The sequence below is a fragment of the Corynebacterium nasorum genome (genome assembly GCF_030229765.1).
Classification (GTDB): Bacteria; Actinomycetota; Actinomycetes; order Mycobacteriales; family Mycobacteriaceae; genus Corynebacterium; species Corynebacterium kefirresidentii.
Genome location: NZ_JASPGY010000005.1, coordinates 1 through 12616, shown reverse-complemented (window position 1 = coordinate 12616; position 12616 = coordinate 1). Strand labels below are relative to the sequence as shown.

The following is a 12616-nucleotide window of genomic DNA, read 5'->3' as shown; positions in this document are numbered from 1 at the left end:
GGGGAGCCGGATTCTTCTATGAGCCGAAGCTACTGAGTAATGAACTCGTTGGTGATCGGCTGGGTGATGTCCAAGGTGCCGTGCTCGATGTAGTACATACCGAAGAACATGGCTGCCAGCATCACTACGGCTAGCAGCATGGAAGGAATCCACTGAAGGAATACGGGAACCCAGCCCTTGCCCTTATCGCGAGCTGCTGCTTCGCGCTGTTCCTGAGCCTCACGCTCGTTCATAATGATAAAACCTTTCGATCCACCGAGGATTAACTACGGATATCTTAACAGTTAAGTGCTTATAAGGCCGCATTCCTCGCACTTTTGATTGACGCCGAAATTTCGCCCTTAGATTCCGGGGTCCTCGTTATTGAGCAGTGCCTCTACGAAAGACTCGCGGTCCGCGAGCATGCGCTCGATGTCCTCTTCCGCGCCGACAATCCATAGCTCGGTGTCTTGGTCATAGGTCAACACGGAGTCTGGGTAGGCCTCTAGGGCCTCTTCCATAGCGGAGACTTGTTCCTCGCTGGCGGCATCATCCAGGTGCGCTTCGGGGTCACCGATGCGTGGACTAAGCTCCTCCAACGCGGTGATTCCGTAGGTCTTATATTGTTTCTTTGGGTGCTCAAAGAGCTCTTGTCCCATCATGGAGCTTAATCCCTTCCGTGTAGTAGCGAATCTGGCACGTATCCCTCATAGCCTGGGAGGTTTTTGGCCTGCAAAACGCCGTTAAAAAAGCGCCGCAGCGCAGGCACGTCCTCGGGCTGCAGGTGGTCAAAAACCATGCGGCGGACTGATTCCACATGTTCGGGGGCGGCGCGCCGCAAGTGTTCTAGGCCCACGTGAGTAACGCACACATTGATCCCACGGGCATCTACCGCGTCTGGTTCTTTATAAAGCAGGCCGCGCTTTTCCATGCGGGTTACTTGGTGGGAGGCGCGGGAGCGATCCCACTCTAGCTGCGTGCACAACTCGTGCAGGCGCAGGTGCTGCTCCGGTGCCTCAGACAAGGCAACGAGGACAGCAAACTCGGAGGCAGATACCTCGCCGCCGGCCTTGAGCGTTTCATCCATTCCCCTATTAATCTTGCGCACAGCGCCAAGGAGCAGGCGCCATAGTTCCTGCTCCTCGTCGTCTAACCAGCGAGTTTGAGAAGGCATGGCACTAGATTACCCCTTTGAGGGAAGCAATGGCGCGCTCGCTGCGCCCCGGCACGCGAGAATAGCGCTCCGGCATGCAGGTAAAGACCAATACCTGGTTATCCCGTCCCACGTGGGAAAAGAGCGTAGCCATGAGTTGCAGGCGGTGCGCGTCGGTAGAACCCAGCGCATCGTCCACGATGACCGGCACCGACTCCGCCCCTACCAATTGCGCAATGGCAAAGCGGGTGAGGATGGCCAACTGCTCGCGAGCACCGCCGGACAAGCTGGCCAGGTTCACCGTCTCTTTATCCTGGGTACGGGCGGTCACGCGGAGATCTTCATCGAGCTCGAAGGTGATATCGCCACCATAAACGGTGCGAGCCAGCTGTGAGAGTGCGTCCACGAAGGGCGCGGCATAGCGCTGGCGGGCGGCATCGCGGTGCTTGAGTAAAAGTTCGCGCAGATAGCAGGCTGCTTGCGCGCGCTTGTCTACGCTCTCGTACACCGCGCGAGCCATCTCTACCGCTGCGGTGGCCTGCTGGGCGCGCTCTGCGGCACCAGAGTGGAAGTTGATTTCGCTCGACAGCCTGCCAAGGTCCACCTCACTACGCTGGATGCGTCCGGTGAGGTATTCCAGGTGGGACTGTGCGCCTTCTACCAGCGAATTGGCGGTATCAAGATCAACCGCTTCCATCTGCTCCAGCTGCCCGCGCAGCTCCGCCACGACGGTCTCCAAACGGGTGACCTCGGCATGGAGCGCCTCGTCGGCGGCATGCTCGCGCGCGGAGGAGAGCTCCCTGGTCACGCGCTGTGTATTCTCGCGGGCGGCGGTCAGTTCGGCGTTTAAGCGCACTACCTCGTGGGCAAGACGGCTTTCGCGATACGGCACCAGCTCGCGGTCGAGCGCATTGACCTTTTCGCTGGCTTCTTCCTCCGCGGCTTCGGCGGCAGCAAGATCTACCTCGCCCGCATCCGCAAGGTCCGCCACCTTCTCGGACAAAGCGGAATGCTGGGCGCGGAGGTCGCCTAAATCATCCGGCCCCAGTTCCACGGCAAGAGCCCGGGTGGCGGCATCCAGAGTGTCGTTGAGCGCGCGGTGCTCCTCATGGGTCTTTTCGGCCGCTTCGACAGAATCCACGCCAAGGGTATCGAGCAGGTCCTGCAGTCGCGTGCGGGCCTGCTCCACATCGCGCAGGGTGTCTTCGGCCGAGTAGGCCCCAGCGGAAAAGCGGGCGGTGATATCACCAATGGTGATAACTCGGGCGTCGACAAGCTCGATGGCGGTGTCCTCGCCTATCTCGACGTCCTCCCCATCAACACGGATCCTAGAACCATCCGGACCCGAAAAGTGCACCTTGGCGGCCGCAGCCTCGTGCAGGCGCGTGGCCACAGACAGCGCCGAGTCCGCCTTATGCAGGCTGCTGATATCGGCCGCGGTGATCTCGCGTCCGCGCTGGGCAATGGCCGCGCGGGCTTGGTCTACCTCGGCGGCGAGGGCGTCGAGTGATTCCAACCGGGCGCTTAACTGTTCAAATCTCTGCCTATCTTGCAGGCGGCGAGCCTGTTTGAGAGTGCTGCGGGCCGCGGCATAGTCCTCTTTTGCCTCTGCCAGGCGCTTGTCCAGTGACTCCTTTTCCGCAGCTTCTTCTTGAGCTCTTTCTTGCGCGCCGGTGAGCTTCTGCTCGGCGTCCTTGGCAGCCGTGGCAGATTCATCGGCTGTGGCGACGAGCCCGGCGCGCTCGGTAACCGCTGCTTGGGCGCGGGCGAGGTCCTCGATGGCGCGCTCAAGCGTGGCTTTGTGGGAATCCAGCGTGGCCTGCGCGGTTGCGGCTTCCTCCGCCTGGGTCTGCTTTTCGCTGAGATCGGCTCGGGCGGCGGGAAGCTCGGCTTCGGCGGCGGATTGCTCGCGCTGGAGTTGCTCGTAGCGCTCGACCACGGAGTCCAGCTCCCGCAGCACGCGGGTGGCCTCGGTGTATTCTTCTTCGGCGTGTGCGAGGGCTGCGGCGGACTCCTTATATTCACCGGCTGGGTTGCCCTTCGCGGCGGTGAAGTAGCGCTGGTATTCCTTATCGACGCGGGCAAGGAGCGCGGAATCATCGCCGGAGACCTCTTCCTCTGCCAGGCCAGATTCGCGCTCCAATGCGCGGGTGAGGCTAGGAATGCCGACGGCCGAGATGGCCTCGCCGGTGTCGTCTTGGCGCATAAAGAGGGCGTCGACAAGCGAGCGGTCCAAGTGCTCCGAGAGGATGCGCTCCAACTCATCATCGGCCTGACTGCCGGTAAATTGCGCCGGCCGCGGGGAAGAAATGTGCAGCTCGCAGGATTTCTTGGAAAGCCAGCGCTTGGCAATGCGAAAGCGGTAGTCGCCTACGCTAAGTTCAGCCGTGATTTCCGGGGCCACGTCCTTGCCCACCGGTTGCAAGGCACGAATGCGTTTGGACCGGCCGCTGTGCTTTTCGGTGAGCACCACGTCGAGCGCCTCCACGATGGTGGATTTGCCGGCCTCGTTTTCGCCGTGGATGACCACGACGCCGGACTCGGGCAGATCATCGAGGACCAAGTGCTCGATGCCCCGGACGTTATTAAGTTCTAGGCGGTGGATGCGCATTAGGACTGTCCCTCCAGGCGGAATAGCAGGTTGGCAGCGTCGCGGGCGACGGGATCCTCGCGGTTATCCAGAAGCTCCTGCAGGGCCTCGGCCGCGTAGCCGGAAATATCAAGGCTAGCTAGTTCTTCCTCGCTGGGCTCGAGGTAGAGATCCATGGTGCGCTCGCGGGGGCGAAGGGAGGCAAATAAAGCCTCGTACTCATCTAGGCGGCGCTGAAGGCGGGCGTGGGCCTCGACGCCGAGCGTGCCGCGCAGGCTATATTTCACGGCCGCGCGCACCTTATCCGGGTACTCGTCCAAGCGTGCCAAGAACAGGTCCACGTCTTCGGCGGAATCCACGGCGGCATCGACTGCCTCAAAAGTCCAGCGTCCGATGCGGCGCTTCTCGACGTCCACCTCATCCCCCACGCGATCCCCCACACGCACCACCAGCGCATTGCCAGAATCTGACTCGCCGCCGCCGGTGCTCGTTTCCTTAAAATCCGTGGTCTCCGGGCTGCCGGAGAACCACACCCGGCCGGTGGTGCCGAGGCTGGCAGTGGAGTGAGTATCGCCGAGCGCAAGGTAGTCAATCACCCCGCGGTCCAGGCAGTCTTCAACGAAGGCTAGATCGATGGTATCGGCGTCATCCTCGCCAGAGCGGGAATCCACCTGCCCGTGACCAACGGCGATGCGAATGCCCTCGGCCGGCTCCAGCGGCTCGAGAGCGTGGCGGACTAAGTCGTGGTTCGCGCGCTTGGACAGATAAGGCGCGCCAACCAGCTCCACGCCGGGGGCCACCTCAATCGGCTGGGAGTCCGCAATAACGTGAACATTATCGGCGCTGGTCTTATAAAAGACCGAGTCCGCCACCAGCGGGTCATGATTGCCGGGCAGGACGTAGACCGGTACAGGTAGGCGCTTAAACATTTCCGTGGCGCGGGCGAGGATTTCGCGGGAGAGGGAATTGTGCTCAAAGACATCGCCGGCTACGACGATGAAATCCGCCCCGGTGTCCTCGGCCAGCTCGCCCAGCCGCATGATCGCGGCCTCGCGGTCATCATTAAATCGGCCCTGGGCCTCGCCCTTCAAGAACCAGCGGGTCATGCCCAGCTGAAAATCGGAGGTATGGATAAACGTGGTAGCAGTCATTAGTGCGTGAGGTGGTAGTAGAGGTCTTCAATATCGGATACCGCGCGCAAGAGATCCAGGTTGGTATGAGAAACCGAACGCATGGCCTTGCGCAAGAGGTCCGGATCGGAGTCATCGATGGCCGGGGCGACCTTGGGCTGCGGCAGTTTGGGCAGCTCGCGGCCGTTCCAGAAGATCTCATTCTTTTCTTCCTCGGACAGCCCGCTTGGGGTAAAGCTTTCGCGGCTGACTGTCTTAGCCTGTTCGAGGACCATGCGCTCCAGGCGGGCAAAGTCCAAGCCACGCATATTAAAAATGACAGCCGGGTCCGCATCCGCCCGGGTGGCGAGCTTATCGCCCACCGCCACGATGTGCTTGCACACGTACTCGCCGTCCGGGCAGTCACAGGTCAGGCGCAGGTCTTCGGCCTCGGGGGCGAAAAGGGTGTCTAGGGCGGCGTCGGCAAGCAGGCCTTTGCGTGCATTGGCAATGGAGTTGGGGGTGCGGGCGAATTCGGTGGCCAGCTGGGCAATATCGTCATTATTGCGGTAGGGCAACTGGATGAGCACCGCGAAGGGCTCATTCTGGGAGCCGGCCACGCGGCCGTGGATGGCGCCGTTGCGCACCTCCAACCCCACGACGTGGCCGCCCTCGGCATACTGGCGGCCGCGGGTAATCCGGCCGCGATCCGCACCGTGGGAGGTAAAGGCCGCGATACGCGAGGCCGTCGTGGATAGGATGCGCCCGCTGCGGTCGACGTGATTGACCTCAGCCGGGGTGCTTACCCGCTTGCGGGTACCAAAATTGGCATAGATGACGTTGTCATCGCCTTTAACAGTCATGGATTATTCCCTCCCCCGGTAGCTCATGAGTGCGGCCAGCTGATCTGGGTCTAGCTCGGTAAGCCAGCCCTCGCCCTCGCCCACGACGGCGCCGGCCAGCTGCGTCTTACCGTCCAAAATGTCCTGGATGGATTCCTCCAGCGTACCCGCGGTGATCATCTTATATACCTGCACATTGCGGCGCTGGCCAATGCGGAAGGCGCGGTCCGTCGCCTGGTTTTCCACCGCCGGGTTCCACCAGCGGTCCATGTGGACGACGATGGAAGCAGCCGTCAGGTTCAGGCCGGTACCGCCGGCCTTGAGCGAAAGGATCATCGCCGGCGGACCATCCTCGGACTGGAAGTCTTCCACCATCTGGTCGCGCTTATTTTTGCTCACCCCGCCGTGGAGGAAGGGGATCTCCCGGCCGAGCTGATCGCTAAGGTATGGCTGCAGGATATCGCCAAAGGCCTTGTATTGGGTAAAGACCAAGAGGCGCTCGCCGGATTCAGTGGCCTCGTCCACGATGCGCATGAGTTCTTTAACCTTGCCGGAGCGATGCTTGCCCTTGAGCGTCACCGGCGAGCTATCGCCCAGGTAATGCGCGGGGTGATTACAAATCTGCTTGATACGGGTGAGCGAGGACAACACCAGCCCACGCTTATTCATTCCCGTAGCTTCCTGCAGGTCTTTTTTCACCTGGTTGACCAGTGCTTTATACAGGGCGGCCTGCTCGGTGGTCATGGACACGGTAAGGATTTGCTCGGACTTTTCAGGCAGATCGTCGATAATATTCGGATCCGTCTTCACACGGCGAAGGATAAACGGCGCGGTGAGCTGGCGCAGGCGTTCAGACATCTCTTCGTCATCATTGCGCTCGATGGCCTTAGCAAAGTGATTGCGGAAGAACGAGGCGGAGCCCAATACTCCGGGATTACAAAAGTCCAGGATGGAGCGCATCTCCGAGAGGCGATTTTCCACCGGGGTACCGGTCAGCGCCACGCGGTGCTCCGAGGGCAGCGAGCGCACGGCCTTGGATGATTGCGTCGCGGAGTTCTTGATGGCCTGGGCCTCATCTAGAACAACGCGCTGCCAGCCTACCTCGCCCATGTCCTTAAAATCGCGGCCCACGGTGCCATATGTGGTGATAACCAGGTCGCACTCAGTAGCGGCTTGAGCGAAGTCTTCGCCCCGCGGGCGGCTTGGACCATGTTGCACCATAACCTTGAAATCCGGGACGAAGCGCTGCGCCTCGCGCGCCCAGTTTCCTACCACGGAGGTTGGCGCCACGACGAGCGTGGGGCCAGTCTGCTCACCGCGCTCCTTTTCCACCGCGAGAAGGGACAGTAGTTGGAGGGTTTTGCCGAGCCCCATGTCGTCGGCAAGCACGGCGCCTATGCCATTGCGAGACATCCAATACAGCCAGTCGACGCCGCGACGCTGGTACTCGCGCAGCTCCGCATGGACAGTTTTGGGAATGTCCACGCGCTCTGGGGCGACCTTGTCCACCCCGCCGAGCAGGGCCGTATGCCAGGTACTGCCAGTGAACTCGATGGGTTCTTGGGTCATGGACTCGAGCGCCAGCTCGCGCAGCTCAGCCACGGTAACCTGCTCGTGTTCTTCGCCACCCTCGTTGAACTCTTGGCGGCGCTGCTCCACGTCCGCCATTAAGGCTTCCCAACCGGGTTCGCCGAGCTGCTTGGCTATCTCCGCGGTAGCGGCCAGCTGCTCAAGTTCCTTCTTCTTGCGCGCCAGGGACTTCTCCCGCAGCGCATCCATGTATCCGGAGACCTGGGAGACAACCTGCTTATCGGCCATGACCCACTTGCCGCGTAACTGGATAAGTCCGGACTTGGAATTGACCAAGTCCTCCATTTCTTCCTCGGTCAACTCCACATCGCCCACGGACATGCGCCAGTTATAGTCCACCAGCTTATTCATGCCAATGTGCTTTTTAGTGGCGGCCTCGGCCGGATCGCGGGCCTCGTGGGTTTCCAGCTTGGCCTTCGTTTCCATCTGCGCCCAGGCCTTGGGCAGCATGACAGTCACGCCACTGGCCTTGAGCTTGTCCACCTCGTGCGTAACAAAATGGGTAAGTTGGTGGGTTTCTAGGTAGACATCCCAGTCGCCGTCGCCGGGCTGCGGCAGCTGTGCGGTCTCCCCCAGCGTGGGCGCGATGCGCACAGCCTTGCGGTGGGCTTCCCGCAGCTTTTCGACGCTCGCCCTATCCAGACTCTGCGCTGACACCGGCCGCGGAGCATCCGTGCCCGAGCGCACCCGCACGCGCACCGGCCACTTGGCCGCATCCGGGTCATCTTCTGCCGGTTCTTCCACGATGTAGACCAATTGGAGTTCCACCTCGTAGATGGAATTCTTCCACTCATTGAGCCCGCGCAAAAGCTGCGCGCGCCCACGCCGGATCGGCCGCGTATCGAGCAGGGCGCGGGCGAACTCGTGCCACGGCATCGGCCGCGGTGCTTCCGCCACGGGCCGCAGCTCTCGAAACGCGATCCAGTGCGTGAGCTCATCGGCCATGTCATCCGACAGTGCCCGATTATTAACATGCAAGATGCCGGGCGCGGCTGCCATCATCTCTGCAAGCCACCCGCGCTCCCCCAAGCCGGAGGCCAGCTGCCACATGGGGAACCACTCATTGGCCTGGTAGGCCAGCCGGAACGTCACGCGCCCGGCGCGCACGAATTTGCATAGGCCACTGTAGGCATGGAGCAGCCACTGGAGGTCAGGGGCGATGGTGGCAGGCGGCTTGTGATTCAGGTGTTCCATCTGAGTAAGCGCCGCGACGGCCTCTTCTGGGCCGAACATTGCCATCGGCACCATCAAGGACACGTCCTTGCCCTTGGGCGTGCGCAGCGAGACCCGCGCCCGGTTGCGGAAAGATTTCTTCCCCAGGATGGACTCTACCGCCGGCGGGAAGGTGCCTTCAGGAACGGCATTGGGCATGACAATCTTGTGCCCTTCTACCTGTTCAATCCACAGACCAAGCCCCGTAACGGGGAGCCACAGTCCATGCACGAGGTAAGAAGCCATAACCGCCAGCATAGCAGCCCTTCCAAGTTTGTTACACGCTCGTTATATTTCCCTCTTTCCCCAGTTGAACGATAGAAAATCCAAACGGAGACATGCGTCACACCTGTATTTTCGCTTGGGTTAACCTTGTGACCCCGTTAACGTGAATATGTCCTACATATCACTACAAGGAGTAAAACGTGCAAGATTCAACTTGGTACGTCATTGCGATGATCGTGTATCTCCTCGCAATGGCAGCCATTGGCTACTGGAGCTACAAACAAACCGACCAATATGACGATTATGTTTTGGGCGGCCGTGGCCTGCACCCATTCGTAGCGGCTCTTTCCGCTGGCGCATCCGATATGTCCGGCTGGCTACTCATGGGCCTGCCCGGAGCTCTATTCCTTTCCGGCATGTCCGAGCTGTGGATGGCCATCGGCCTGCTCGTCGGCTGCTGGGCTAACTGGAAGTGGGTCGCACCGCGCCTGCGTTCTTACTCGGAAATCGCGGCCAACTCCATTACCGTGCCGTCCTTCTTTGAAAACCGCCTGCACGATAAGTCCCGCCTGCTGCGCATCATCTCCGCAGCCATCATTATTTTCTTCTTTACCTTCTACGTCTCCTCCGGCATGGTTTCCGGTGGCCGCTACTTCGAGTCCACCTTCGGTGGCGACTACCTCACCGGCATGCTCGTCATCGCTGCGGTGACCATCTTCTACACTTTCGTCGGCGGCTTTTTGGCGGTGTCTTACACGGACGTCGTCCAGGGCGTTCTTATGTTCGTCGCCCTGATGATCGTGCCGATCATGGCCATTGTCTCTCTCAGCGATCCATCCTCGATCTTCTCGTTTGCCGCCAATAATCCCTATGGCACCGATGGCGTAGTAGAAAATGACAGCTACTTCTCCATGTTCGCAGGCGTATCCGCCGGCGTTATCATCGGCAACCTGGCCTGGGGCTTGGGCTACTTTGGCCAGCCGCACATCGTTGTCCGTTTCATGGCGCTGCGTAAGCCTTCCGACGCCAGCCAAGGCCGCTTCTACGGCGTGACTTGGATGGGCCTGTCCGTCATCGGCGCAATCTTCGTCGCGCTCTCTGGCACCGTTTACTTCACCCAAACCGGCCACAGCATCACCGACCAGGACAATTTCGAAACCATCTTCCTGGACATGGCACAGGCCATGATGCACCCGTTGCCCGCAGGCTTCGTCCTGACCGCGGTTCTAGCCGCCATCATGTCCACCATGTCTTCCCAGATGCTCGTCGTCTCTACTTCCCTCATCGAGGACCTCTTCCTCATCTTTGCCAAGAAGAAGCCAGGCGAACAGGTCCTCATCAACCTCTCCCGCACCGCAATCGTTGCCATCGCGGTCATTGCCGCCCTCTTGGCGATCAACCCGTCTGACTCCATCCTTGGCCTTGTGGGCTTTGCGTGGGCAGGCTTCGGTTCCGCTTTCGGCCCAATCATCTTGCTGTCCCTGTACTGGAAGCGTTTCAACGCCACCGGCGCGATTGCCGGCATGCTCACCGGCGCCATCGTAGCCATCGGCTGGGGCATGTCTCCGCTTTCCGATACCCTCTACGAGATGGTTCCTGGCTTCTTCCTGGCCCTCATTGTGGCGGTCATCGTCACCAAGCTCACCAAGGAGCCAGCACCGGAAGTTGTTAGCGAGTTTGAAGAGGCCACCAAGCTGGCCAAGCTCGTGGAAAATGACTCCAGCCTCGACTTCGAGGAGGCCGCGGAAAAGGTCACCGATAAATAATCGGAACCATCACGGACTCCACGCAGTCCAATAGGACATGAAGTCCTATTATCTGGCCGCGCTATCATGCGTCACCGTCCTTATCGGCGCATGGTATGCGTGGCCTTTTCCACGTTTTGAGGTCGATACCGTAGCTGCACGCCCTAACGCCGCTGGTTACAATCGCGATGATTTCGGCATCTGGCAGCCCCACGGTGCCTGTAGCACCCGCGAGGCCATTCTGGAAAGCCAGGCCAGCGATCCCCTCCACGATTGCCATGCCCGCAGTGGGACCGTCTATGACCCTTATAGTGGCACCACCATTCCTGCCACTTCACCCATAGAGATCGACCACATCTTTCCGCTCTCCGCGGCCTATGACATGGGCGCTTCCGAGTGGGACCGCGAGACCAAAGTGCGCTTTGGCAACGATCCGCTCAATCTCGTAGCCACCAGCCGCAAGCTCAACCAAGAAAAGTCAGATGCTCTTCCTGCCGAATGGCTTCCGCCGACCAACCGCTGCGAATATTCTCGCCGCCTCGCAGACATCGCCCGCAAGTACTCGCTTCCGCTCCCTTCCGCGGACGTGCGCGCCATGCAAAGGCAATGTCGGATAGCCCTACTCACCGGAAATTGATTAGGGTAAATGTGGCAACTTTCCGCGATTGAAGGGTTCTTTCAATGACTACTTTCCTTGTATTCCTCCACGTGGCTGCAGCTATTCTCTTAATCGGTCCAGTCTGCGTATCTACCTCCAGCTTCCAGACGCAGATGGCAAAGGCAGCACAAGGTGAGCACGCAGCACTAGGCTCCGCCCGCGTTCTGCATAACATAACCAATACCTATGGCTACATTTCCGCTATTGTGCCTATCCTCGGGCTCGGCGTATTTCTCTCCGATATCAGCGCCTACAAGTCCGAGGTAAACTTCCACATCGCCATCTTGGTTGCCATCGTCGCGTGGTGCTTGCTCTTCTTCGTCATCATCCCTAAGCAGAAGAAGGCAATGGCCTCCCTCGAGTCAAACGAAACCTTTGACTACGCGGCGGCAAAGAAGCCACTGTCCGCGTTCGGTGGCGTATTTAACCTCCTATGGATCATCTGCCTAATCCTGATGTACGTCCACTTCTAATTGGTCTTCTAGAAGGCCATCTACTCTTCCGGGACAGTTTCTTCGCTGTCCCGTTTCTCGTTTTCCAGCTCTTCTTTCAATCTCTGTGCATCCTCGTGCGCATTGTGCCGACGCCGCTGTGTCGCCTGCGCCACCGTCTGCGCCCACCTCCGATTTTTCGCTGCGAGTGGCCCGCTAGCTTCGTCATAGACCCACGTGGAATCCTCAAAAAGCCAGACTATGTCCCCACTAATCGGATCCTTTATATAAAAGGCCCGCCCATCAGTCTTGATGTTGTGGTGATGTTGGCATAGGCACGCAAGATTGCTAATTGGTGGATTAGTGTAAACCCTTTAGGGGGTAGCACCTACCCGGCCCGTCCCCACCGCCAAAGGGTGCAAACATGCAGGTGGGAAATGCGATTTAAGGCGTTGAACCACCGCCGGTGGTACGTGGGTAGGGGCTAACGCCTCTATGCTTGCCCTATGGACATTCTTTGGGACTATGTTATTCCGTTTTTGGGCGCAGTCTTATCCCCGATTGTTTCCATTTTTATCGTGCGCTGTAGCAATAAACGACGTGACTGGGAACGGTTGGAACAAGTGCGACGTGAGGATTACGCGAGCCAACGCCGGGCTGTGTCCGAGTGCATCAGAAAGATGCGTGAAGCCGAGACAGAAATAGAAGATGCTGGAAAGACCCTAAAATTGTACAGTCAATTTTTTGATAGGTACAGAGCTTATCTAGAAAATCTGGACTTAGAAGTCACGCACCCTACGGTGAGTGAATGCCTTAAAGAATGGCAGAACAGAATTGATGATATTAGGAGCGCGCTCCAGGAGCGACTCTACCATTGCGGTGAAAAGGGGTCTCCTGACCAAAAAACTATAGATGCTATAAAAAATTGTCCAGAGGATTTGCAGCGCTCCGCTAAGAAACATTTACATATTCTGTACGACTACAACCAATTAGATAAAAGACATAGGGTTAAGGGTCAAAAAGTGTGTCCGGAATCGCGGATTTTCACGGATTGACCTGTAGGTTTCCGGAAAGTATATGCT

Annotated in this window: 11 protein-coding genes; 4 read left to right on the top strand and 7 right to left on the bottom strand. The window is 59.3% G+C overall.

Annotated features, from left to right (window positions below; genetic code table 11):
* Window positions 1-29 precede the first annotated feature (29 nt).
* The 7 genes from QP904_RS06240 to QP904_RS06210 form a co-directional block, all read right to left on the bottom strand.
* A complete protein-coding gene (locus tag QP904_RS06240) occupies window positions 30-233 on the bottom strand; it encodes a hypothetical protein (RefSeq protein ID WP_023021787.1) in 204 nt (67 codons plus the stop codon).
* A 108-nt stretch (window positions 234-341) separates the two neighbouring features.
* Window positions 342-641, bottom strand: a complete 300-nt coding sequence (locus QP904_RS06235; protein ID WP_023021788.1) for a hypothetical protein — start codon at window positions 639-641, stop codon at window positions 342-344.
* Window positions 642-646: 5 nt separating this feature from the next.
* The gene (locus tag QP904_RS06230; protein ID WP_200287721.1) at window positions 647-1153 is read right to left on the bottom strand and encodes a MarR family winged helix-turn-helix transcriptional regulator; all 507 of its coding nucleotides are present in this window, start codon (window positions 1151-1153) and stop codon (window positions 647-649) included.
* Window positions 1154-1157: 4 nt separating this feature from the next.
* Entirely contained in the window at window positions 1158-3743 is a 2586-nt protein-coding gene (locus QP904_RS06225) for an AAA family ATPase (RefSeq protein ID WP_284835738.1), read from the bottom strand.
* Complete coding sequence (locus QP904_RS06220; protein WP_284835737.1) at window positions 3743-4873, bottom strand: metallophosphoesterase family protein; 1131 nt, start codon at window positions 4871-4873, stop codon at window positions 3743-3745. The genes QP904_RS06225 and QP904_RS06220 overlap by 1 nt, the downstream gene beginning before the upstream one ends.
* A complete protein-coding gene (locus QP904_RS06215) occupies window positions 4873-5694 on the bottom strand; it encodes an SWIM zinc finger family protein (protein ID WP_284835736.1) in 822 nt (273 codons plus the stop codon). Before QP904_RS06215 ends, QP904_RS06220 begins: the two co-directional genes overlap by 1 nt.
* A 3-nt stretch (window positions 5695-5697) precedes the next feature.
* A complete protein-coding gene (locus tag QP904_RS06210) occupies window positions 5698-8721 on the bottom strand; it encodes a DEAD/DEAH box helicase (RefSeq protein ID WP_524811226.1) in 3024 nt (1007 codons plus the stop codon).
* A gap of 179 nt (window positions 8722-8900) precedes the next feature.
* Here QP904_RS06210 and putP point away from each other — a divergent pair, with 179 nt between their 5' ends.
* The 4 genes from putP (at window position 8901) to QP904_RS06185 (ending at window position 12589) form a co-directional block, all read left to right on the top strand.
* Window positions 8901-10466, top strand: a complete 1566-nt coding sequence (putP, locus tag QP904_RS06205; protein WP_023021794.1) for a sodium/proline symporter PutP — start codon at window positions 8901-8903, stop codon at window positions 10464-10466.
* Window positions 10467-10503: 37 nt separating this feature from the next.
* Window positions 10504-11082 carry an HNH endonuclease family protein gene (locus tag QP904_RS06200; RefSeq protein ID WP_023021795.1) on the top strand — a complete coding sequence of 193 codons (579 nt, stop codon included), beginning with the start codon at window positions 10504-10506 and terminating at the stop codon, window positions 11080-11082.
* 44 nt (window positions 11083-11126) lie between these two features.
* Entirely contained in the window at window positions 11127-11576 is a 450-nt protein-coding gene (locus tag QP904_RS06195; RefSeq protein ID WP_023021796.1) for a hypothetical protein, read from the top strand.
* Window positions 11577-12040: 464 nt separating this feature from the next.
* Entirely contained in the window at window positions 12041-12589 is a 549-nt protein-coding gene (locus tag QP904_RS06185) for a hypothetical protein (protein WP_284835734.1), read from the top strand.
* Window positions 12590-12616: the final 27 nt, after the last annotated feature.